Raw genomic sequence first — 23,204 nt, 5'->3', positions numbered from 1 at the left:
GTTTTGAAAACGATCATAATGGTGGTTCTCCCAGAAACTAATCCGATAGTAATCGAATTATATCGGGGCGTATTTTATCGTCAGTTATTCACTTTGGATTATTTCAGCGATTAATCGATTCATGCTCGATCCATTCTTGAAATAATCAAGCAGGTAGTTTCGTGCTTGCTTGTCCATTTTGCGCGAACCTACCGCCGAGGCCCAAGCTAGCCAGTCAGAACGCCCCTCCCGCAGATACTTCTCACGCATCTCTGGAAGCCCATAACGATGGTCGGCGATCTCTAGAAGCTTGGCGCGGGTGATATCTGTGGCGTTCGGATGACGGTCGAGAGACACAATGACGTCAGCGGCCAAAGGCGTATTCATGAGGTAGTCGTCTAACATCTTGCCGTACCAAAACAGTTGGAATTCGCTGACGTCTGACTCATTGCGCAAGGCGTCCACCACGATTTGAGCAACTGCACCCTTATCCTGCATTGCGCCGCATAGACCGAAGAAGTTTTTCGCTAAGTGCGGGAAGCCCAACGCAAATTTCTTGAGATGCGGAGCCAAGCGATCAGCATGATCGCGCATCACGATCATAATTAACTCGGCGTCGTCTTCGCTAAGCTCGCCTCGGCCCAAAACCGACACGATGAACTCAACCTCCTCTCGTTCGAGTGGGGGCTCAAGTTCGTCCTCGTCCGTTGCGTCGTGTTCGTAATGAGACACGATCAAATGGCGGCGCCGGCGGAGGAGTCGGTCCTTGAGATCGCCCAACGAATCCTCGGCCTTTTCCGTGAGCGGCATGCCGCCGGTCAGGGTCTTCTTGCCGTTGACCGACAATCCCTTGAGGCCAAGCAACCTTTGGATTTCAGCAAAATCCGCCTTTAGGGCATTGAGGTCATTTCCAAATAGATAGACGTCGTCCATAAAACGCAGAATCTGAGGGGCTCGAATATTCGCCGAAGCCTCGATGAAGCGCAGAAAGTCGTTTCCGATCATCTTCGCCGGATATAGTCCTTGAGGTAAACAATCGAGAGATCGACCTGCATTGATTTCACGAAGGAATTTACCAAAGGCGACGATGTCATTTGGGTCTTCAGGTTCTAATGCTGAAAACCAGGCGTGAAGATCATGATGGTAAACGTTATTAAAATAGGCGCTGACGTCAAAGTAAAGAAATTCTTCTGTAAATATGCGCGCCTCTGCAACCCGTGCTTTAAATTCAGCATAAATCCGAGACGGAACCATGGGATGACCATCTTCAAAGCGGTAGCCGAAATGCGTTCGACCTGCGACAAATGGTTTGCGAAAGCGCCCACGGTTCTTGAATGCCAGATGATAGAGAAAGATCTCTGCTACAGGATCCAGCTTCACGGTGCGACGAAGATGGAGCTCATCCTTATTCGCGTAGACACGCCGTTGTGGGAGGAATGAGCCGCCGCCAGCCGCCAGTGCTTCGCCGAACGAGACCAGCCGGTCCAGGCCGCGCTCGACCAGAACCTGGTTCGTTGCAAGTGGAAACAGGGTACGAGGCAGGTCATCGAGGTAGAAGTCTCGAAGAGTATAGGGCGCTTTGGATGTATGCTTAGCGACCATGACGGTAGGCTTACAGCTCTTCTGGGGGAGCTGGACCCGCGACCGCTTCACAGAGGGCAGGCTCCTCGACAATGGCGCCAGCTTCCTCCTGCTCACGCCTCTTCTCTTCGAGTAGCAGGTTGGCGAGGGGAGCTTTTTGGAATTCCGGTAAAGCCGTCAGGTGCATCAATCTCATTCAGGGAATTCTGATTAAAAGGAAGCCCGCGCATACTAGCGGTAGGCGAATCTCCGCTTCGCGACACGCTACAGTTTCGCCGCATTCATGCACGCCAGAATTGCTCTCACAAGGGGTAATGACCGGTCGGAGCGGGCCTGAAAAGTACTCAAGAGACCTCGCCATATAGTTGCATTTTGCTGCGGGCGCCGCCATTCTGTTTCTGCGGCGCATCGGGGGGAATGAATGCGCAATGTGAAAGGGACGCGCCACAGCCTTCGCAGCACGCGGAGGCTGTCAATCATTGCCCAAGATCCTTCGGTCAAGAGTGGCGGTCGGATCGTTACCGCGTTGATCGACGTCCCAGCTGAGGAGCTCTTGTCGGGTCCACGAGGCTACAGGGTGGCCGTCGTCGACTATGACGTGACAGCTAACGCGCTATATTGTCCGGCGGATCTGCCATCAGGTTTGGAGGGGGAATATCGCGACCCGTTCCAGGATGCGCCGGACGAGACCCTCCTCTCTGATCCGCGATTTCATGCTCAGAATGTGTACGCCATTGCCATGCGTATTTTGGCACGCTTCGAATTCGCCCTCGGTCGCCGCGTGCAATGGGGGTGCGAGGGGCACCAGCTCAACATCTTGCCTCATGCGTTTGCCGAGCCAAACGCGTTTTACTCGCGTGACAATCGCTCGCTGTATTTTGGCTATTTCGAGAGTTTTCCCGACAAGCAGGATCAAACGCACACCGTTTTCTCCTGCTTGTCGCACGATGTAGTAGCCCACGAGACCACTCATGCCATCCTGGATGGCCTACGTTCGCGGTATCTCGAACCCTCGTCACCGGATCAGGGCGCCTTTCATGAAGGTCTAGCTGACGCCGTCGCACTACTGTCCGTTTTCGCGCTGCCCGATGTGGTTGGCGCCGCACTTGACGGAGCAACCGGCGCGGCCTTGATCGATCAGGCACTGCTCGAGAAGGACCAACTGGCCAATTCGGTCCTTTTCCGCTTAGCGGACGAAATGGGGCAAGAAATGAGTGGCGTGCGCGGCTGCGCGCTTCGCCATTCGATCAGATTGTCACCGGGCAAAGACTATAAGAACGATCCAGAGTTTCAGGAGGTGCACAAGCGCGGGGAACTGCTTGTCGCCGCGATGATGCGGTCATTTCTCGATATCTGGGTCAGTCGCCTCAAACGCATCGGCACCATCGTCGACGGCAAGAAGGACCGGTCGTTAGTCATCGAAGAAGGTGCGCGCGCGGCAGACCATCTGCTGACCATGGCCATCCGGGCCATCGACTACTGCCCACCCGTTGATCTTTCTTTTTCCGACTATCTTTCCGCGCTTTTGACTGTCGACCGGGAAGTCGTTCCCGACGACCGCTATGGCTACCGAGAGGCATTGCTTTCGAACTTCAGGGACTTCGGTATCGATCCCAGCGCTCGCGCCGATATAGATGGCAGCTGGCTGCGGTGCGACGACGAAATGATCTACAGCCGAACCCACTTCGATTCGATGCTGCGGGATAACGAGGAGGTTTTCCGCTTCGTTTGGGAGAACCGCAAAGCGCTGAACATTGGTGACATCGGTTACATTGAGGTGCAATCCGTGCGTCCAAGCGTGCGCATCGCGCCGGATGGTTTCGTTTTGCGCGAGACGATTGCCGAATATGTACAGGTCCTGACGGTCACGGCGGGTGAGCTTCGCCAGGATTTCAAGGTCGATGTGCCTGACGATATCGAATTCTGGCGATCGCTACGGCTGCTAGGCGGCGGCACGCTGGTCTTCGACGAATATGGCCAACTCAAATATCAGATCGCCAACCATCTCTTGAAGGATCGCGGCGACAAAAGGCGCCAGGGCGATCGACTAGCGTATCTCTGGAGGCAGGGTTTTCTTGACAGGAAAAATGACAGGGCGGGCTATTTTGCCGCCCTACATTTGGCCCGCAGCGGTGTGAGCGAGAGGGCTGGATGAGACCAGGTCGCGTAGTCATTACATCTTACCAAGTTGGTTTCGGCGATTGCTTCCTGTTGTCGTTCGAATACCCGGCTGAGAAACGGCATGTTTTAATCGACTTCGGTTCAACCGGACTTCCTGATGGGGTTCCGAAAAATCAGCTCGATTTGATTGCCAATAACATTGCCGAGCGGACAAGGGACCAAAGGCTGGCAGTGGTCGCTACCCACCGCCACAAGGATCACATTTCCGGATTCACGACGAAGAAGCAGCGCCCGTCCTCCGGCAAGACGATTGCCGACTTGAAGCCTGAACTGGTTTTGCAACCGTGGACGGAGAATCCGGATCTAGCCGTTGATGCCAAAGGCCCGTTGCCGCCTGGTTCCTCTCTCGCTGCGCACCACGCTTCCTCGCTCGTGGCCATGCAACAGGCGGCCGGCGCGATTTTAAGCGAGGTCAAGCGCGTCCGCTATCTCCAGCCGTCGGTGCGCCAGGAGCTCTCCTTTATGGGAGAGAATAATCTTGCCAATCTTGAGGCCGTCGAAAACTTGATGACGATGTCGGCCGCTCGGGAATACGCGAAGGCTGGTGACAAGACCGCTCTTGAAGACCTATTGCCAGGCGTCCAGATCGACATCCTCGGTCCGCCATCGATCGAGCAGGCGGAAACGATCACCAAGCAACGCAGCCGTGACCAGCACGAATTCTGGCATTTGATGGCCCGTGCTGCCGCCTCCTTGGGACCGACCAAGGTTAACAAGGTTGCGCCACTCTTCCCCGGCTACACGGTTGAGAAGGTGGGCGCGCAGTTTCCCATCGACGCGCGTTGGCTCGTCAGCCAGGCGCGGCGCTTGCGCTCTGATCAGATGCTGCGGCTGGTTCGCATCCTCGACAATGTGCTGAACAATACGAGCCTGATCCTGCTGTTTCGCAGCGGATCGAAGAGTCTTCTTTTCCCGGGCGATGCGCAGATCGAGAACTGGTCCTATGCGCTTAGTCAGGCTGACGTTCGGGAAAAACTCAAGAAAGTCGACCTATATAAAGTCGGCCATCATGGCAGCTTGAATGCGACTCCGAAGTCGCTCTGGAACCTATTCGATCAGAAATCCGACGAGGATGGCCCCAATCGTCTCCAAACTTTGATGTCGACGATGGCTCACAAGCACGGGAACGAAGAACGCCGCACCGAGGTTCCCCGCCAAACACTGGTGCAGGCACTCGACCGTCAGACCGCATTCTTCACGACCCAGAGCCTGAAAGAGAATGAGCTCTTTCATGAGACATCCTTAGATTTGTCATGAATAAAACGCCAGTAAATCAAACGACGGAGCAGTTTGAAGGGCGAAATATCGTCGTGTGTTGCGACGGGACTTCAAATCAATTTAGCGAGGATCGAACTAACGTCTCCAAATTGTGCCGCATTCTGAGCAAGGATCGTTATCGGCAGATCGTCTATTATCACCCTGGTGTCGGTACAAAAGCCCCTCCTGGATTTGTCACAGGTCTCGGAGCAAAGATTGCCAAACTCGCCGGGCTGATCTTCGGTTACGGGCTGAAGCGCGATATCGTCGACGCTTATGTCTTCATCATGACGCATTTTCGTCCGGGAGATAGGCTGTTCGTCTTCGGCTTCAGCCGTGGCGCCTACACAGCGCGCGCACTCGTCGCGCTAATTAAGATGTACGGACTTCTGATGCCCGGCAACGATCCGATGGTTCCCTATCTGGTGGACATGTTTTGGGCGATCGATAAAGAGGGCGAAAATACGGACCGCCGTGCGGCCTATTTTCAGCTTGCCGCCGATTTTAGAGCTGAGCTCGCTACTGCGGACTGCCGACCGCATTTTGTGGGCGTCTGGGACACAGTCAGTTCCGTCGGATGGATCGGTTCGCCTACATCTCTGCCGTATACGCACAACAACCCGGATATCGCCGTTCTCCGCCATGCGGTCGCTTTGGACGAAAGGCGGGCATTCTTCCGCACCAACCTCGTTGCAACGCCCGAGGGCCAGGATGTCCGGCAGATTTGGTTCGCGGGCGCCCATGCTGACGTCGGCGGCGGGTACAAGGAGGCTGAAAGCGGTCTGTCGCGCATTGCGTTACAGTGGATGCTTGACCAAGCGGCAGAGCACGGTCTTCTGATCGACGCTGCAGCCGAAGCCGACCTCCTTCGACAGGTCGCGTTGGATGCGGAAAAGAACGACCTGCCGATACACGATTCCTTGACTTGGAAATGGTGGTTTGCGGAACTCGTGCCTAAGCGCCGTTATGATATTTCGACCGGTGGCAAAAGCTGGCGTTTGAACCTCTTCGGCCGGAGAAACCCGGGAGCCAATCCAGTCCTTCACGACAGCGCGTGGACATTGCGTGGCTACGAGCTTCCAACCGGCGCCCGTAAGGCATCCGAAGTTTGGTCGGCCGCGGCGGCTCCACAAGAATGCCGATCATAGTGCTCCTCGGTGGCCGCGGACTATGCGCACATGGCTTACGATGAGCGCCTGCTAAAAGACGTCGAACCGTGAGGCGCGGGGCGAGCGATGTACAGACATCGTCGAACCGTCGAATAAGGCGGCAGACTAAGGGGGCTGGCGAAAGCGTGGGGCTGTACAACAAGTGGTGTGACGCCACCAGGAAAAAGGACAAGCGCAAGCGCTACTGGACCTACGTCGAAAAGGATGGCGGCCGCGACGAAATTCGCGATGACCTCGCCGAGACGATCCGCTCGCACTACGACCGGCTCGAACGCATCGCCGAGGATGTGGATCGGCTCGGATACAAGGTCGCCGCCAAGATTCTCAGCGAGGCGATGCCCAAAACACCCAAGGGCCGTTCCGGCGATCTCGGCGAGATTCTCGCGACCGAACTGGTGGAGGAGGAGATCGGCCTGCGCGTCCCTGTACGCCGCCTTCGCTACAAGGACGGCCGCAACATGGCCATGCGCGGCGACGACTTCATCGGCGCCGGATACGAGGGGGACGGCGAGAAGCTCTGGCTCCTGAAAGGCGAAGCCAAAAGCAACAAGGTGCTCGGCAAAGCCACCGTTACGAGCGCCCGAAAGGTGCTCAACCGCGACAACGGGCGCTGCACACCCGATTCCCTGCTTTTCATCGCCAACCGCCTGCTGGAGAGCAACGACCCGGATGACAATGTGCTGGGCCGCGGCGTCCGTGACGAGGTGGGCCTGAAGTCCCTTCGCGCCGATCGCATTGACCACATGCTCTTTACCGTGTCGGGCAACGGCCCTCACGCATCGCTGAAGGAGGATCTCGACGCCACCGGGACCAACCGGGACCACTACGTCGTGAACATCCACGTAGAGGATCACCAGGACTTCATCGCGGCCATGTACCAGGAGGCGGAAGACCTTGGAGACGATTGACGAGTTGACGGGGTTCCTGGCGACCGCGACCGCTGACGGCATCCTTGGGCGCTTGCTCTATCGCGGCGCCGCCTGGTCGCTGATGCGCGAGGATGGCGTGTTGCCGGCGAATGCGCCGCCTCTTGGCGCGACGATCGAAACCGATCTTGCCGAACACGGCTTCGCCTTGCTTCGGGGCGCGATGGCCTTGCGCGCTCAGGCCGGTGCGTCGGAGTTGACCAGCAAGGCATTCGAGCGCGCCGCCAACGCCTTCGAAGCTCTTGTGCGCAACGGCGACCCGGAGTCGCCGGATCGCGGTTTCCGGCGCACGATTGCTGCCGCGGCCTACCATCTGGCTGGGTTTTCGGCCGTCGCCTATTCGCTCTTCAACGAGACGACAGATGACCTCAATGCCTCGCCGGGCGAAACGGCGATCCGACAGCTGATCCTGCGCGATTTCGGCCAGCTGCGGGGTTTCGTTCGCGGGTGGCTCGACGACGAGGCGCACGGCGACGAGGAAATCGCCGAAGCGCTGACGGGCGAAGATCCCGACATCGACGAGGCACTGTCGACTATCCTCAACACGACGATCTGCCGGGCTCTGGCGCATTTTGACTTCGCGCTCGAGACGGGCGAGTCCGAGCCGATCGAGACCGCGCGGGCATTGCTCGCCACCGCGGTCAGTCTGGCGGACAACGCCGAGAATGTTCCGCTGTGGTGGATATCAAACCTGTGCCGCCACCTGATCGATGACCTCTGGCAGCATTCGCTGCACGAGAACCTGCCGACCGAGCCGCCGGAGGGGACGGAGGAAAAATACCCCGACCTGCGCCGGCTGTTCCTCTCGTCGCTCTACGCCCGCAAGACGGCCGAGGTGGAGCTGTGGCCGTCGCAGCGCGAAGCGGCCCGGCGCTCCACGGACGTCACCGACGATCTGGTCGTCGCCTTGCCGACCAGTGCAGGCAAGACCCGCGTGGCCGAGATCGCCGCGCTGATGACCCTATCATCGGCGCGCCGGGTGTTGATCGTCACGCCGTTGCGTGCCCTGTCGGCGCAGACCGAACGATCCTTCAGAAAGACATTCGCGCCGCTCGGCTTCAGCGTCTCCTCCCTTTACGGCGCCAGCGGCCTTTCGGCTGGCGATGAAGACGCGCTGCGCTCCCGCGAAATCATCATCGCGACGCCCGAGAAGCTCGACTTCGCGCTGAGAAGCGACCGGTCGCTGATCGACGATGTCGGTCTGATCGTCCTCGACGAAGGCCATATGATCGGCCCGAGCGAACGTGAGATCCGATATGAAACCCTCGTGCAGCGTCTGCTTCGTCGCGCGGACGCGGGCGAGCGCCGTATCGTCTGTCTGTCTGCGATCCTGCCCAGCGGCGACGAGCTGGATGATCTCACCGCGTGGATACGCTCCGACGAACCGGGCGGGCCGGTACGCTCCGATTGGCGGCCCACGCGTCAGCGGTTCGGCGCGCTTACATGGCGCGGAAAGGACGCGCTGCTCCGGCTCGACCTCGACGACGATGGTCCGTTCCTCGACAAATTCGTCGTCGAGAAGCCAGCGCTGGGGAAAGAGAAGAAGCCCTATCCACGGAAGAATTCGCATCTAGCCTTGTTCGCGGCGTGGGAGTTTGCAGGCCAGGGTAAGCGGACCTTGATCTTCTCCACCCAAGCGAACTGGGTCGAGAGCTACGGCAAGCAGGTCGCGGACCTCTGCAAGCGTGGCTATCTGGACTCGCTGCTGGTGGACGAGGCGTCAATCGCCCGCGCTCTGGAGGTCGGCAAGGAGTGGTTGGGCGAGAACCATCCCGCCGTCGCCTGCCTGAAGGCGGGTGTCGCGATCCACCACGGCCGGCTACCAAGCCCTTTCCTGCGTGAGCTGGAAGCCCTCCTGTCCGAGGGTGCCCTGAAGGTCATCGTCGCGTCGCCGACGCTGTCGCAGGGCCTCAACCTCAACGCCGCCGTCCTGTTGGTGCCCGCGCTGTATCGGGCGGCCGAGAAAATCAAAGGCGAGGAGTTCGCGAACGTCGCCGGCCGGGCCGGCCGCGCCTTCGTGGACGTCGAGGGCCTCATCGTCCATGTCATGTTCGATAAGCTCGATTGGCGGAAGAAAGAATGGGGGAAGCTGGTCGCTTCCGCCAATGCCCGCACGCTGAAAAGCGGCCTCATCCAGATCGTCGCCGAGATCCTTGAGCGCCTGTCGCGCGAAGGTGTCCTGGATCGCGATGATGCGTGGGAATATCTCGCCAATGCCCGTGAAGCCTGGAGATCGCCTGCGGAGGAGGCCGCGGTCGCCGAGCGCCTGGCGGCTGGTGTGGAATACGACGCTGATGGCGATGACGACGAAGGCGGCGGCGATGACGAAGAGGAGACCATCGACGAGGAGCCGCTTTCGCAAATCGTCGAACGCCTCGATGCGACGGTGTTCGGGCTGATCGAAGCACTCGATTCCGATCGCGCCGACTTGCCGAAGCTCTTGGACGATGCGCTCAAGGGATCGCTCTGGGCGCGCCAGATAGCCCGCGAGGACGCAGACGTCGCGCCTTTGCACAAGAAGGTGTTCGAGGCGCGCGCTGATCTCATCTGGAAGACCACCACAGCGCAGGCGCGACGCGGGCATTTCGCCATGGGCGTGGGGCTTGAAGCCGGCCTCACCATCGACGCCATGGCCGACGAGTTGGCCGAACTCCTCGACCGCGCCGACGCCGCAGCGCTGAGCGGTGACATCGACGAACTTGTCGATGCGCTCGGCGGTCTCGGTGAGCGTCTGCTGTTCATCCGGCCTTTCATCCCTGATAAGGCGAATGCGCTGCCAGCGAATTGGAAGGCTATCCTGCGCAGTTGGGTGTCCGGCGAGGATGTGGCCAAGATCGGACCGCAGAACATGCGGGCCGTCGAAGAGGCCTTCACCTATCGCCTGGTCTGGGCGCTGGAGGCGGTCCGCACCCGCCGCATGTCCCTCGGCTGGTCACCGGAGACGGTGGCGGGCGGCGCTGCGGCGGCGGTCGAAACCGGCGTCCCCCAATTCATGATGTCGATGCTGATCCGCGCGGGCCTTCCGTCTCGGCGTGCGGCCATGGCGGCGATCGAGGATGCCAAGCCGGTCTTCGTCACGCCGGCAGAAATGCGAGCTTGGCTCGAGTCCGACGAGATCACGGCCTACACGGACGCTGGCGATTGGCCGACAGTCGAGACGGCTGCGCTGTGGGCGCACTTCCGCACCGAAGCTCTCAGCGGCGGTATCCAGAAATGGTCCGTCGGACACTATAAGCGACTGCTCGACATTGACACCGCCCCGCCTGCTGGCCTCTATCGGATCGTCACCGATGAAGGCGATGGACGGACCTGGCTGGTGACGCCCGACTACCAGCATGTCGCACCTTTCAAGAAGCCGGCGGTGGACCCCAAGCCCAGCCTCTTTTCAGGCCGGCTGCCCGGTAACACAAGGCTGGTGGAGGCCTTGCGTGTCGGCCGTGGGAGACCGGACTGGCCGACGGTCAAGGCGTAGAAGGAGGCGGGCCTAATCTATGCGGGTGGGCGACGCCCCTCGTATGAAGCACCAACGTCGACTTTGCACGAGTACATTCGCGATAGCGCCTCGCCCAGGGCTATGTTCAACGCGCTTGGCCAACTGGTAGGGATTGGCAGATGTGCGCGCGGCGGGCCGAGATGACATTCGACCGAGCCTGCGCCTCATTGGACTTGAGCGTCGAGTGGTGATCGCGTTCCTGGTCGAGGGGGATGAGGCGGTGGTAGCGAACGCTTTATACGGCGGCCGGTGAGCCGCCATCATCTGGCAGATCAAAGACGCGGGAAGTCAGTTAAACGGGGGCACAGATTGTCATGAAACTCGGCCAATCTTTGTCGGCATCGCCGGGCGCGGTCTTCGATCTGTTCGATCCCGGTGAGCAGACAACCTTCCTGTCGGCGATGGACACGAGCCGCTCCGAGTTGAGCGATCGCTTCACGGCATCCGAACTACTCAACTGGATTGTGCAGCAGAGGAGCGCTTTCGTGTTGATGGCGGCGGATATCGCCGGTTTCCTCACAAGGATCGAAGCCTCGCTCAAGGGCAATGTCGAATTCATTGTAGCGAACCAGAACGGCAACGACGTCCAAATCGCCTTCGGTCCGCAAATCCGAAGCCTTCTTCTCGTCGCGGCCAGTTGGGTCCGTCAGGCGACCCCCGACATCGATAAGCAGCTTGAGATCATCAAGCGCGAGGTCGCTGCATTGTCTAGAGACGCGCGGCCAACGTTCGTGAAGCGTGACCAGGGGATTGGCCGGCAGTTGCGCGACTTGGGGGATCAGACCGGTTCTCCCATCTGGCATATGCAAGCCAATCTGATGCAGAGAAGCGAGCGTGAGGTTCACCCGTCGGACATCAGGGTGATGCGCGAAGTTCGCGATGCTTTGGCCTTGGCCCAACAGCGTTTAGAAGCACAGCTGGCCGACCACCCAGCCGCCGATGCGGTCACGCAGCCGCTGCGGACGATGGGCGGACAAATTGCGACCGCCTTGCGGCAGATCGAAGGAAAGGCTTCGCGCGAGTATGGTGGTCCACCTACGCGTCTCGATATGCGCCGGGGACGTCACATCGAGTTGGCGATCGGCGAAATTGAGAGCTTAGCTCGGCAGGCTCTCCAAATGGACGCGACCGGTTCCGAGGTCCTCGAAGCTATGGGGCTCGCGCTGTGGAAAGAGCGATGGCGCATCTACGAGCTTTGGATTTTGTGCTCGGTGTGCATGACTTTCGCCAACGGGTGCGAGCAGATCGACACACTAGATCGGATCAACGATGGCCGCTGGACTCTGAAATACACCCGCGACCCAAAGCCTGCCATCGCCTTTGCAATAGGCGACCGTTGGATCGATCTTTACTATCAATACTTCCAGAAGGGCACAGACCGCGCGAATATGCCAGACATCGCGCTCCGTGACAGGACCTCCCGCCGGTGGCTCGCGATTGTCGATCCGAAGATGGGCGAAACTTACAGTGCGAAGGATCACCAGGAGGTGTGCCTGCGATACGCGGATGCCTTCGATGCTCAGATGAGTGCGATTGCGAGCTACTTTCCCGAGGAAGCCTCGGTCGAGACGTTGGCGCATGAACGCTCGGCGCTGATTTTCAGTGGCCTGCGTCCGGCGAGCGCGGCGAGCCTACATCGCGCCCTGTCAACGGCTGCCAGGGAAATAGGCGTGCCATTGCCGAGCAAGTCCGTCGCCGTTCTGGCCGACGTGTCCGGTTCGACGGATAGACATCGCGCACTCATCGCCTCCGCCGTCGCTACGGCGCTTGCCAACGACCCGCAGGTCGACCGCATCGGGTCGCTAGTGGCGAGCTTTGCGGAAACGTGGATCGCAAAGCGATCGGTCAGCGACTATCTCGCATCGCCTGTCCTCACCGAGAGCGGCGGTGGCACAAACCACAAGATTGCCTTCGAAACCGCGGTTACCCATCTTAGCAAGGTCGCCGGTGAAAAGGAGATCTGGCTGTTCGGGGACGGGGACGGTGCCCAGTTCGATGCCGCCGCCATGGTGGAGCAGGGCATTCGCGTCCGCGCCAACCTGGTTAAAGGCCCCGTTCCCGCAAGCCTACAGGATGCCTGCGCAGCCACAGGAGGGAGCGCCATCGCCTTGGAGTAGGCCCGCGGGCCAATGTGCCACGCTCATTTCGGTGGTGTTCTCGCACCGGCCGATGAACTCGAGACGGCTCTGGCGGCCGATGCCGCGGAAGTCGACTTGTATGATCGGCTCGCGGGCGAATACCCTGACTAGGGAGGGCCAGCATCATGGCGGATGTGGTCAGGATCGGATCAGGTGTGCCACGCATTCCGATCCGTCGAGCCGACGACTTGGTCGGGCGGATCGAAACGCTGAAGATTGAAGCTGCCGCCCGCGGCTTTGGCACGCTCGCATATTTCCTCGACACGGCGCTCATCGAGGCCACGAGCCAAGCCCGACGAGCTTTGGCGCCCTGTTGAGGATCGAGATTGATGGCCGAGCCGACGGAGCTGGCGGAAATCGATCTGGACGTTGCGGATGTGAAGCGGATCGCTCTGACGACCGATCCGCAGGGCGAGACGATGATCTGTTTCGAGATGGCCAGCGGCCAGGTGATGAACCTCGTGTTCTCACCCGAGACGTTCACCAAGCTCGAGGCGCTGATGGCCAAAGCCAACGAGGCAAAGGCTCAGGTTTCACCGATCCAGTAGGGTCGCAGCGCTTCGGCGGTTCAAACGCCCCTTTAATGAAACATGAGAATAGATACTAGTGGGAAGCGTGGCCGGCACATCCTTTCGACGGTAAAAAGTCGCGCCGATTGCGGATTTCTCAAAGACCGGCGGTATGTCAAACTCCCGCAAGACCTTCTTGATGTGGATAGGCCATTGCCGGTGCTCGCTGGCGAGCTCCGTCAACGAAACAAAGTCACGCTTGAACTTGTCGATCGAAGCGCGAGACACGAGCGTATACTGAGTGCGCTGCCGGGGTAGGGTGACCCGGGTCGCGTCAATCGCGCCGATCTGAATCAGATTGACCATCACCTGGCGCGTGGAGTTGAGAGCTTGACATGCCGCGGGCATCACTAGTGCGTCCTTGGACGCTTGGAACAGGATCTCGCGGGTTTGGTCATAATTCACCAGCAGTGCCTCGTACCCCTTCTTGCCTGCCGCCTTACCTTTCCAGGGCAACCGCCCGTCACGGAGCGCCTGAATGATTTCGCCTGCATTGCAATTTGACAGCCGCGATGCGGCTGGGATGGTAAGCAGGGGATAGGACGGGTCTTCGACAAGCTCTGCGCCCTCTTCGAACTCTCTCAAGAGGGCATCAAGGTCGCGCCGATCGTATGAGCGATTGCGCACCCCTTCCTGTCCGGGGAACGGCCTGATCAGGCCCTCTTTCACGAGAATCTTCATCTGAACGGATTTGGCATTCAGATATCTTGCGGCTTCCGGCGGCGATAGCGAGTGTCGCGCTCTTGCCAAGAACTCTTCGAGCTGGGGAGTCGCCGGCATAAGGAGCCGGCTCTCGATGTGTTTCTTGTGATCAGGAGGGATAAATCCCGCCGAGGCCAGTTTGCGGCGAAGGCTAACCGAACCTAGCCCGGTGTAGGCCCGCGCAGACGATAACGAATGCAGTTTCCGCTTTCCAACAACCTGCCGGTCGAAAAAGAGGTCTTCCGGGCCAAGAGCAATGTTGGCCCTCGCGATGTCGAGCATGATGTCGCGAAGCGGATCGTAAACGCCATCATCGGTAAGCAGCTTGATCCATTTAAAGAACGATCCAAACCAGATTCCGAAGTGCGGATTCTTGGTAGCTTCCCTAGCATCAACGGAAGCTCTCACACCATCCAGTGCGTCGTAGATCGCCGCAGGGCCTTTTGACGTCACCTCGAATCCGGCGCTCCCCGCATCGATTAGCTGTTCCGCTGTGTAATGGCTGGTGAGTGCTTTACCGCCGTCAATGAGCAGGACCCCGAGCATTTCGGAAGCTTTAGCTGCGGCGTACCAGGGGAGGGAATCCAGCCACGGCGAAGCGCAGGCTCCGTCAAGGCGCGCCGTTAAGTACTCTTCCAGAGGTGACGACGGTCTCGTTCTGCCGCTGTCAGCCGCGGCTAGAACCTCGCCAAGCTCCGGTTGAAGCGCGCTGGCATGGTCGAACAGCTGACACCTCGGCTTGTATGCAAACTTTTTGAGTAAAACACCGTGGGTGTGGCAGCATCGCAGTGGTTCCAATTGCCACTGGAACCGAATCCCCGTTCGCCATCCGTCCCGGTGCGAGCCTAGGTCCTCGGCAATGCATCGCGGACAAACGATGAGATGAGCTCTATGGCTATCCTTCTTGGCGAGTGATTGGCCGCGAATTCGATAGTCGCGTCCAACTTTGGTGATTGCGGCGCGCGAGAGATCAATCAGCGAAGCGCCGCTCAATTCTGAAAGCGAAGCAAGGGCTGCGGTATCGCCGTCTGCTAGCCGCTGTGAATGAAGGCCCAATTGGCTCGCAAACACTCTTGCACTCTGGAAGCCGTGGAGCAGAGCAAGACGCGAGAGAAAGCTAACGGGCCCCTCATCTTCAATGAGGGGGAGGGTGGGATAGAGGCGCATTTTACTTGCTGCCTCTCTGCGCGCGGCCAACGAGCGAACTGTCTGCAGGCAAGATCTGCGAGGGGGGCTCGGCCATTAGCACGAGCGAACAATCCAAGTGCAGCCAGTCAGCAGCGAGGAAGGGGTTCATGCGACGCCCGCATCCTGTTCTATCGGAATACGCGGCGGCAAAGTGCTCGACCGTAAGCTCCTCTACTCCGTCCAGCAGTGCTAGCTCGACCGCCTCTTGAATGAGTTCGATCATGACGCCAAAACGATAGATGGCCGCATGGACGAGGCGACTAACAAGCAAGTTGCGATCGTCTGACCAAGTCAGGTCTGCCAGCTTACAGGTTCTGTCGAGCGCCGCGCTCACCAAATCGGCGTCCGCCGGCATCTCCATCAATGGCATTTGGATAAATTGACCGCGTCTCCGGATCTCTCCGACTGCCCGCATTGCCGGGACGATGCTGGGCAACCCTGAGATTACCAAAGCGACTGGCCAGGTCGGCGAGACCATCAAGGCCTTCAGGCGCTTTCTGATGTGATCGATCTGGCTGACGTTCGCGCTATCGGTCAGGTTATGCATCTCGTCGAGATGCAGTATCGCGACGCCAGCAAGTTCCAGCTGGTGGTGAACCTGAGCCCAAACGGCGTGTTCCGCTAGGGGCTTGTAAATCGGCCGACCAGCTTTCTGCAGGATCGTATGGCCCAGCGCTATCGGCGAGGTAGAGGCGGGAACCGAGACTGACAGCAAAGTGCAGCCAGACCCAAACACGTTGTAGCCGGCGGTGGCGGGATGGGTGCGGAAAAGCCGGTCCAGGGATTCAGTCTTCCCGATGCCTTCTTCGCCTGTGTAAACGATGGCCCGACATTCGCGCCTTTCTTTCCAGGCTTCGTCGGCCGACGAGCGACGCATGACGATGGTCCGCAGCAGCTTGTCGAACCGCCGTCTGAGCTCATCGTCCCAATCGGTCTCAATGTAGTTGTTTCTAATAGCTTCCATCTTGCCCACTACTGCCTGGGCATTCAGCGACATAGAGGCGAGGATAGCGTTGATTGAAGAATTGGAATTCTCGGTCATTTTCAAAATATCCTGTAATATTACTTGATCGTTCGCGACGGCTTCCTGGTGCTCGAAGAGGGAGCGGGAAGGGTTTTCCGAGCAGGGATGATCGCTGCTGCGAGCAAATTCCCCTTCAAAGGCGTAGGGCCAGTGTCCGGGCGCAGGAATTCAAAAGATGAATTTGCGTCTCTGTGGAGCTGGGTGAGCTGTTCAGTCGTAGGACGCGTTGTAACCAATGCTGTCCGCTGCTCAGCAGCCTTTGCGATCTCCATCATCTTGAGAATTGACTCCTTGACGATAGCGTCATCAAGCTTGGCTTCGTCTTCGTGCTGGCGCCGAAGGGCCTGCCGTGTCGCGAGCCAAACATCGAGAGGGACATGCTCCATACCCGGCCGCATGCAGGGCACCGCTAGCCAACAGTTATCTCCAAGTTCAACTGAGATGCAGTTGATGTCGCGGTGATTCACCTTGATATCTACGACGGCGCTCCCGCGACGTTGAAAGAATTCTTGAAGCTCTAGGCAATTGTAAAACAAGCCGCAGAATTCAACTCCCGAAGGACTGATAGAGATATTCTTCACTATTACCCCAAATATTGCCCGTAAATCGTGCGAATGGGGTGGCAGCATTACGCCATATTTCTTCGTAAGGCTTTCCCATGCTCTGGCAGGAGTCTGCTTGTTAAGCCCGCGATGCGACGAGTTGTGATATTGGTCCACTGTCCATCGCACCAAGACTTCGCATAGTTCTGGAACGGTAAGGCTGGCCCGACCTACGGGATCATAGTCGCCCTTTACGATGACGTTCTCGAACGTCCGGCCGGTGAAAAACGCGAGCGCCTCCTTCGCTGTCCGGAAAAAGCGCTCGATCTTCGGTCGCATGCGAGGCTTGCCTGCCGGCGGGGCTAGGACCTCGGATCCCAGATCGAGTATCGGAGTACGAAAAGCGAGCGACATGAACCATTTGGCTTGGTCATGAACGATCTGCTCAAACGGCCCGCAGAATAGCCAGCGAGAAACAGACGGCGCAATGCGAGAATAGGCTACCTTCGGCGAGACAGCCATTTCTACGGTATCCAAGGCGAGTTGGACACCAACCCTTTTGCCGATCTTCATGCCCAGGATGACACGAGTTGCCGCATCGATGACCGCGCATAGCCAAAAGCGCGGCTTCTTCAGTTCAGCGATCTCCTCTGCGGTAAGATCATCGAGCAGTCCATGGTGTTCAAAGACTGTGTAGAGATCGATCTTCCACTCATCAATTTCGACGCGTTCTAGCGGTCTAGTGGCCATAGCGCCGCGGGCGACGGCGGCCATTTTTGCCTCAGCTACATCTAAACCATATCGACTGGCCAGCGTTTCAAGAGCATGCAGTTCCTTCACCCGCGATAAAAGGTAATGATAGGAGGGCGTCTTGTATTCAGGTAAGCCTACGGCCTTTCGTTTCGTGTTGATAACGAGCAGCTTTGCACCAAGTTGAGCGTGCAGGGTCCGCACTGAACCGCGGCCCTCGGCTGCTTCTTCTTTGAAGCTAGCAGCGACGTCATCTGCGAGATCACATACCTCTGGCGGATGTCGACTCGTGAGCCGATCACCACACCGCCGATAGGCCTTACGCAAGGCTAGCGCTTGACCTTCCGCTCCTTCGAATATCTTCAGCGAGCGGCGGAGGGTTTTAGGGCTTGGCGGCTTATGGGTCTTTATCTCTTTGTCGACCCGGGGGCGGATGAGGTCACCATCCTTGCCCAGTTTGGCGGCTGCGGCCCATTGGGCTTCGTTGATCTCGCCCTCAATAATCGCGATCGCACGGCTCATTGATTTATCTGAACGCGTCGCTTCTCCGGCGCGCGCCATTTCCAGGAAACGAGTGCAGTATATCTCGCGACGGGCGACCTCACTCCGTTCGCGTTCAGGCAGATCGTTGATGCGGTGAGCCTCCGCTTTCGCCCGTGCCCGCATGACTTCGGGGCGAAAGGCGCTGCGCTCGATGCGGACCTCACCGGCCAACACCAGCTTATCCAACTCTTCGTTGGAGAACAGGCGCTGAGTTTCGAGGTCATCCTCACGGAGGAGGAGGTGCCCCTCCTCCTCGCGCTCTACGGGTCGGTAAGGCTTGCCCTCGATCCACAGGCGGTCCTTTGAGTTGAAACGGAAATAGAGGATCGGAGAGCTCATTTTGCTCTCCTGTTCGTGCGAGCTGCGGTTGCCATTCCTGGACAGCCCGAATGCTCAAGCATCTTCAATGCCCGCCGCATTGTTCGGACACTTGGCGGAGGACGGACTGCGACGATATGGCCAGCGGAATGACGAGCTTTAGCTAACCGGCCGGCGGCAAGCCATTCGGCTTCATTCATTTCGGCATGGATGATTGCAATCGCTCGATGCATGGCCGCGTCAGAACGCTTAGCCTCTCCGGCGCGCTCCATTTCGAGGAAGCGGCGGCAATACACTTCCCGGCGATTGATACGCTCCCTGTCTCGCTGTGGCAGCTCAGCAATCAGCTGGGTAGCCACTACTTGGGACACTTGTGGCGGTGGCGATGTCGGGCGAAGGCGATGACGCTCAATGCGGATCTCGCCAGCTAACCGCAGCCGTTCCAGATCGTCATCGTTCCAGGCGTGAACCGTGCGAGTGTCCTCGTTGAGTAGGAGGTGGCTCGCCTCAAGGCGCTCGATCAATCGATACGCCTGCCCCTTGATCCAAAGGCGGTCGGTTGCGCTGAGGCAGATGTAGAAAACACTCATGCTGCCAGCGCCTCCACGTGAGCCGCCGCCTGAATTCGAGTGGGATAATCGTATATCCCGTCGTCGAGCACATTTATCTCTTGGCGACCGATCAGCCGTCCGATCGTCCTGAAAGCAGCCCCTTCCAAGCCGCTTTTGGCGACGACAGATCCGATTGTCATGACGGTGCCGTCAGACACGATCGCGCGGACGATCTCGTCATGCTCGGGGTTGGACTCGCGCTTAGCGTGATGCAGAAACGTTGCGTTTGCGACGAGGTCCTTCGGAACGTCCTTCTCCGTCATGAGCAACACGCCATCGGCCAAGTCGGCCGGCATGTGTGGCGCGATTAACTTGAGTTCCTCAAGGAGCTGATGTTTTTCGGCGCTGGCCGACGGCTTCACCGCAATCGCGAGCCGCGTCCCGCAGAGGAGGGTGAACCGGAAGTCGAAATGGTGTCGACGCAGTTTCCCATCCGGGGTCGGATACAGTACCGGCGGCAGCTGCTCCTGGATGTCAACGACGTTAGAATTGGCTTCGCCGCCATAGAGAATGTGCCGCTCGAGATAGCTTTCGCAAAATATCTTGTAGCCAAAGACGACTGTTGCGACACGGCAAGCGCCTCGGCTTCGGCTATCGACTGCGCGATATCCACGGGATTCCTTTGGGCCCTGCCAAATTGGAGCAGGTGAACGGGGGAGAACTTGGTTTAACATGCTGCCTTCGTCTTTATGACGCGCAGCCGCCTGCCCAGAACACTCGCATTACGCTTGCGCCGCGTCGTGCGCACGTGTACACGAGAAGGACTGGGTGCGGCTTACGCCGGGTTCAGGGATGGCCGCTTCCGACGGTTCTCAGGCCAAGGAGGAAGCGGCTTCGGACAAGAGGGCATTCCGGTTGAGCCCGGAATGCCCTTTTCATTTTTGATCGTCGTCGTTCGTCGTCTCGCTTCCTCCATGGTGGACGCGCTCCACCGGGAACAGGATGATCTCCGGGCGCCAGGAGCGTCGGCTGGCAATTGCTTCGGCGTGTTCGAGAGCAACACGAGCAATCTCGATCGACGCGGCATTCACCGCTCGGTCGAATACGTGTTCTCCCAATTCGCTGTTCATCTGCACCAGGCGGACCATCAGGCCTGCGAGTTTATCCATGCTCGGGCTCCTCTACCGGGCTGCAATTAGACGCTTCTCAAGAGTTCTCCTCTGAGACGAGGCGGGACGACAGCGAGCACGCCGATGAGGCGTGCTCCGAAGCATCCGCGATGGCTGTTGGGGGAGGGGTGGCCATCAGCCACGGTCCTCGCGAGCTCAAATACGATCTTAATATTGGTCAAACGGATGCGTCTTCACTCCAAACCGAACCGGTAATTTCGTTCGGCATGTACGAGTCTGATGGATGACCAATTTTCCAAGCAAGCAGAAAGAATCCGGCCGAATTTCCGTTATGCGCTCGGCGAATTTCGGAAGGGTCGGAAATTCGGAGTCGGCCTTGACGGATATCCAGCCGGGCTGACACGCGCGCATGTATAATGCACGCGCGGGCGCATGCACGAGGTCAGAAATTTTATTTCGCCGCAGTATTTTTCGGCAATTTATTGTTTCGTCCTTCAATTTCCCGTTCACTGGGCGTTGAGGACGATTACGAATTTAAGCCCATGAAAACAGCGTTAATAGATCGTATATAAACAAGTTATTCTCTCCGTTCCGCTTCAGAAATATCATTTCTTGTCAACGGATTGGAGGCCGAAAGCGTTCGGTTTTAGTCCAACGACCGCCTTTTTCTTTGCAGGCTCGCTGCTCGAGATAATTTGGTTGAACAACGCTTCGCGGCCCGATGTGTTATAGGTTCGACAACGCCAGGGCGGTCTTTGCGCGTCGACGGCTAAGCCGGCTTCCGGAATATCCTTCACTGTCGGGCAGAGGCTATCGCCATCGGCTCCGAGCAAGGAGCGAGGCGCCGCTATAGCGGTTGTCGATGGCTTGGCGTCTCCACGGAAGCGGCCGAGCGACTGACCCCACATCTTCGGACTTGTGCTAGGGCTGGTTCACAATCCGCAAAAGCATGGGCGCCTCGCACCCGATCTCGTCAAACTCCTCATCGAGGAGCATTGGGTCATTGGGAAGTTCTCCTCCCGGCCAACGGCGAGCCGAAGATGGGCGTCGCCCACCCGGAATGCTGACTGGAGCCGAGCGCAATGCTGCACGGGCGACGGAAGGAAGAGGGGACCGCAGGCTGTGGATCATCTGAAACCCTCGCGTTGGATTAAGCCAGGTAGCGAGTAGGCAGCAGCTATCGCTCAGGATCGAGGAGGCGGGTTTCTCGTCTTGAGCTCGTTAGATATTATACAAAATGTAAAATAAAATCATCAAATGCCGTGCATTATGGTTAACGCCCGGAGCCAAGGAGCGCTTAGAGATCGGTTTGCGGGGGCTTTGTAAAAACCACGACGCCCTCAACGGAATCCCCACTTACAAAGCTGGCCCCGGCTCCCTCCAGGGCTCTGCGGAGACGAATGTTCAAGGTGACTTTTGGCTCAATATCGCCGGCTTCGAAATCAAAAAGCGTCTTCCGGGACACATCTGCGGTCTCTGAAAGCCAATCTTGCGTGTGTCCCAAAAGAAGCCTCGCGGCCCGGCAAACGAACCCGCGGATCGGCGCGTCTGCAGGCATAGGCAGGAAGCCCGCTCCAGTCAGGAGGGCAGCGCCGCAATCATTTTTATGGAATAATTTTATGGAGCTTGTATAATAAGAGCTGTCGCCGAACGGCTTGGCGGAGTTCGGTGATCCATCCTTTTGTATGGGTATTTTCGACTGAGAGCTCATCCGTGCCGCACTTTTCACCCTAGATTCCTGCGAACCTCCGACATCAAACTCGCCCCGCTGAGCACAGCGAGCGACAATGCGAGATGGGCATCGGTTGATGTCGAGTTCCGTCGTTCCGCAAGCATGACAAATGCCCCGCTGCGGGTCGAGGGCAGCGGGATGATTTCCCCTACACAATAGTCGCGGCGCGATCGCGCCGATCGATCCGGTTTCAACGAACGCGTGCGGTCGGCCCCCAACAGCACGGTGCGTCGTTCCGCCTCTTTGCCTCTCTGCGACCAGGTCATCCTAATCGAGGATTGCAATGATCGAAGAACGAAGCCTTGAGGAGCGCTCCCGCGTGAGCGCGCCCGGCATCCGTACATTCCTGAATATTGCGCGGCGATGGGATCTGTCTGAGCGAGAGCAATCTCAGCTCCTCGGCTGCACGGTTGCGCAATTGCAAAAATGGGGAAGGGTTGCACGAGAGCAAAAGCCGCTTGCGCTCGAAACCGATACCTTAATGCGCCTTTCGGCGGTTCTAGGCGTATTTGCCGATCTCCGGCGCTTTTTATTCGCGCTCAAAGGCAGTCGCGAGGAACGGCGGTGGCTGATGCGGGCCCGTCAATTCTATCCATTCAATGGTCGTGCGCCACTCGCGGTTCTCTCAGGCTCGTTCGAAGACCAGATGGCTGTCCGGCGACATCTGGCCGTGGTCGCCGATGGCGCATCCGAGCGGGCTCAGCTCGAGCTGAGCGATACAGCCGAACCGGGCGATGAAATGGCTTGGGGAGTGTTTTCGGGAAGCATCAAGGCGGTGTGCTTCGATGCCTTCGGGACCGTTGTCGAGATCGCCGACAAGAGGCGCCCTTACCAAACGCTGCTCCGTCACGAGCCTTCCGAAACCCTTGGCACGATGGCGATGACGCGCCCAATGGGGTTGCGTGAGCTGGCGAAACTGATGGCGCGACCGGCTAGTGAAAAGCTGCTAGCGAGGCTGGAGGCCGACGTCGCGGCGGAATGCGCGTCGACGCGCCTCCGAAAAGGTATGGACCTGCTGTGGGCCGACCTGCGTCGTGCCGGATTTAAGATCGCGATCTGTTCCAATCTCGCCCAGCCGTACGAGAACGCTTTGCTCGAAAAGCTTCCGGGGCCACCAGACGTGCTCGTGTTGTCGTTTCGTTCAGGGCTGATGAAGCCGCAGCAACAAATCTACCGATTCGTATGCCGCGAGTTGGGTCTGCAGCCTTCAGAGGTCCTCTTCGTTGGTGATGATTTGGAGGCCGACGTGCTCGGTCCGAGCACCATCGACGCAATCGCTATGCCGATCGACGAGTTCCAGCGATCACATGCGGGGCACGTCTCTTTCTTCGCGCCAAGTGAAGTCACCGAGCTGTTCGAGCGAATTGCCACGGTGCGGCGGAGTGAACCCGCCGGTCGCAGCTGAAAGATTCCAAATATTGAGATCGTGTG

General features: G+C 58.5%; 16 protein-coding genes. 9 read left to right on the top strand and 7 right to left on the bottom strand.

Annotation, left to right across the window (positions count from 1 at the left end; all coding sequences use genetic code 11):
• Positions 1-84 precede the first annotated feature (84 nt).
• Positions 85-1,581 (bottom strand): antiviral reverse transcriptase Drt5, encoded by a 1,497-nt coding sequence (gene drt5 / locus FQV39_RS10440; RefSeq protein WP_149130231.1) that lies wholly within the window; start codon positions 1,579-1,581, stop codon positions 85-87.
• A 556-nt stretch (positions 1,582-2,137) separates the two neighbouring features.
• On the opposite strand from drt5, the gene FQV39_RS10435 reads away from it, so the two are divergent.
• The 8 genes from FQV39_RS10435 to FQV39_RS10400 all read left to right on the top strand — a co-directional run bounded on the left by FQV39_RS10435 (position 2,138) and on the right by FQV39_RS10400 (position 13,272).
• Positions 2,138-3,715, top strand: coding sequence for a gluzincin family metallopeptidase (locus FQV39_RS10435; protein ID WP_248313315.1), 1,578 nt, complete (start codon positions 2,138-2,140; stop codon positions 3,713-3,715).
• 56 nt (positions 3,716-3,771) lie between these two features.
• On the top strand, positions 3,772-4,998 hold the full coding sequence (locus FQV39_RS10430) for a ComEC/Rec2 family competence protein (protein ID WP_248313314.1): 1,227 nt from the start codon (positions 3,772-3,774) through the stop codon (positions 4,996-4,998).
• Positions 4,995-6,146: a T6SS phospholipase effector Tle1-like catalytic domain-containing protein gene (locus tag FQV39_RS10425; protein ID WP_149130228.1), complete on the top strand. Its 1,152-nt coding sequence runs from the start codon at positions 4,995-4,997 to the stop codon at positions 6,144-6,146. The genes FQV39_RS10430 and FQV39_RS10425 overlap by 4 nt, the downstream gene beginning before the upstream one ends.
• Before the next feature lie 146 nt (positions 6,147-6,292).
• A complete protein-coding gene (locus FQV39_RS10420) occupies positions 6,293-7,075 on the top strand; it encodes a HamA C-terminal domain-containing protein (protein WP_149130227.1) in 783 nt (260 codons plus the stop codon).
• A complete protein-coding gene (locus FQV39_RS10415) occupies positions 7,062-10,565 on the top strand; it encodes a DEAD/DEAH box helicase (RefSeq protein WP_149130226.1) in 3,504 nt (1,167 codons plus the stop codon). Before FQV39_RS10420 ends, FQV39_RS10415 begins: the two co-directional genes overlap by 14 nt.
• A gap of 335 nt (positions 10,566-10,900) precedes the next feature.
• A complete protein-coding gene (locus tag FQV39_RS10410; RefSeq protein ID WP_149130225.1) occupies positions 10,901-12,703 on the top strand; it encodes a hypothetical protein in 1,803 nt (600 codons plus the stop codon).
• A gap of 146 nt (positions 12,704-12,849) precedes the next feature.
• Positions 12,850-13,041: a hypothetical protein gene (locus tag FQV39_RS10405; protein ID WP_149130224.1), complete on the top strand. Its 192-nt coding sequence runs from the start codon at positions 12,850-12,852 to the stop codon at positions 13,039-13,041.
• 12 nt (positions 13,042-13,053) lie between these two features.
• Positions 13,054-13,272: a hypothetical protein gene (locus tag FQV39_RS10400; protein ID WP_149130223.1), complete on the top strand. Its 219-nt coding sequence runs from the start codon at positions 13,054-13,056 to the stop codon at positions 13,270-13,272.
• Here FQV39_RS10400 and FQV39_RS10395 read toward each other — a convergent pair.
• The 6 genes from FQV39_RS10395 to FQV39_RS10370 form a co-directional block, all read right to left on the bottom strand.
• Positions 13,258-15,162, bottom strand: a complete 1,905-nt coding sequence (locus FQV39_RS10395; protein ID WP_149130222.1) for a TniQ family protein — start codon at positions 15,160-15,162, stop codon at positions 13,258-13,260. The two genes, FQV39_RS10400 and FQV39_RS10395, sit on opposite strands and share 15 nt — an antisense overlap.
• 1 nt (position 15,163) lies before the next feature.
• Positions 15,164-16,225, bottom strand: a complete 1,062-nt coding sequence (locus FQV39_RS10390; protein ID WP_149130221.1) for an ATP-binding protein — start codon at positions 16,223-16,225, stop codon at positions 15,164-15,166.
• Positions 16,226-16,245: 20 nt separating this feature from the next.
• Positions 16,246-18,381: a DDE-type integrase/transposase/recombinase gene (locus FQV39_RS10385; protein ID WP_149130220.1), complete on the bottom strand. Its 2,136-nt coding sequence runs from the start codon at positions 18,379-18,381 to the stop codon at positions 16,246-16,248.
• Positions 18,378-18,950 carry a hypothetical protein gene (locus tag FQV39_RS10380; protein WP_149130219.1) on the bottom strand — a complete coding sequence of 191 codons (573 nt, stop codon included), beginning with the start codon at positions 18,948-18,950 and terminating at the stop codon, positions 18,378-18,380. The genes FQV39_RS10385 and FQV39_RS10380 overlap by 4 nt, the downstream gene beginning before the upstream one ends.
• Positions 18,947-19,645: a PDDEXK family nuclease gene (locus FQV39_RS10375; protein ID WP_149130218.1), complete on the bottom strand. Its 699-nt coding sequence runs from the start codon at positions 19,643-19,645 to the stop codon at positions 18,947-18,949. The genes FQV39_RS10380 and FQV39_RS10375 overlap by 4 nt, the downstream gene beginning before the upstream one ends.
• A 201-nt stretch (positions 19,646-19,846) precedes the next feature.
• Positions 19,847-20,080 (bottom strand): hypothetical protein, encoded by a 234-nt coding sequence (locus FQV39_RS10370; protein ID WP_149130217.1) that lies wholly within the window; start codon positions 20,078-20,080, stop codon positions 19,847-19,849.
• Positions 20,081-22,056: 1,976 nt separating this feature from the next.
• On the opposite strand from FQV39_RS10370, the gene FQV39_RS10365 reads away from it, so the two are divergent.
• Positions 22,057-23,178 carry an HAD family hydrolase gene (locus tag FQV39_RS10365; RefSeq protein ID WP_149130216.1) on the top strand — a complete coding sequence of 374 codons (1,122 nt, stop codon included), beginning with the start codon at positions 22,057-22,059 and terminating at the stop codon, positions 23,176-23,178.
• Positions 23,179-23,204: the final 26 nt, after the last annotated feature.

Source organism: Bosea sp. F3-2 (assembly GCF_008253865.1).
In the GTDB taxonomy this organism is placed as follows: domain Bacteria; phylum Pseudomonadota; class Alphaproteobacteria; order Rhizobiales; family Beijerinckiaceae; genus Allobosea.
Note: the sequence above shows the minus strand (reverse complement) of the source record. Positions and strands in the feature narration are given on the sequence as shown.

Excerpts from the sequence above, each read along its gene's own strand:
- FQV39_RS10405 (WP_149130224.1), top strand. The coding sequence starts at position 12,850 with ATGGCGGATGTGGTCAGGATCGGATCAGGTGTGCCACGCATTCCGATC.
- FQV39_RS10380 (WP_149130219.1), bottom strand. The coding sequence starts at position 18,950 with ATGAGTGTTTTCTACATCTGCCTCAGCGCAACCGACCGCCTTTGGATC.
- drt5 (WP_149130231.1), bottom strand. The coding sequence starts at position 1,581 with ATGGTCGCTAAGCATACATCCAAAGCGCCCTATACTCTTCGAGACTTC.
- FQV39_RS10370 (WP_149130217.1), bottom strand. The coding sequence starts at position 20,080 with ATGGATAAACTCGCAGGCCTGATGGTCCGCCTGGTGCAGATGAACAGC.
- FQV39_RS10365 (WP_149130216.1), top strand. The coding sequence starts at position 22,057 with ATGATCGAAGAACGAAGCCTTGAGGAGCGCTCCCGCGTGAGCGCGCCC.
- FQV39_RS10410 (WP_149130225.1), top strand. The coding sequence starts at position 10,901 with ATGAAACTCGGCCAATCTTTGTCGGCATCGCCGGGCGCGGTCTTCGAT.
- FQV39_RS10375 (WP_149130218.1), bottom strand. The coding sequence starts at position 19,645 with ATGTTAAACCAAGTTCTCCCCCGTTCACCTGCTCCAATTTGGCAGGGC.
- FQV39_RS10390 (WP_149130221.1), bottom strand. The coding sequence starts at position 16,225 with ATGACCGAGAATTCCAATTCTTCAATCAACGCTATCCTCGCCTCTATG.
- FQV39_RS10400 (WP_149130223.1), top strand. The coding sequence starts at position 13,054 with ATGGCCGAGCCGACGGAGCTGGCGGAAATCGATCTGGACGTTGCGGAT.
- FQV39_RS10425 (WP_149130228.1), top strand. The coding sequence starts at position 4,995 with ATGAATAAAACGCCAGTAAATCAAACGACGGAGCAGTTTGAAGGGCGA.
- FQV39_RS10395 (WP_149130222.1), bottom strand. The coding sequence starts at position 15,162 with ATGCGCCTCTATCCCACCCTCCCCCTCATTGAAGATGAGGGGCCCGTT.
- FQV39_RS10385 (WP_149130220.1), bottom strand. The coding sequence starts at position 18,381 with ATGAGCTCTCCGATCCTCTATTTCCGTTTCAACTCAAAGGACCGCCTG.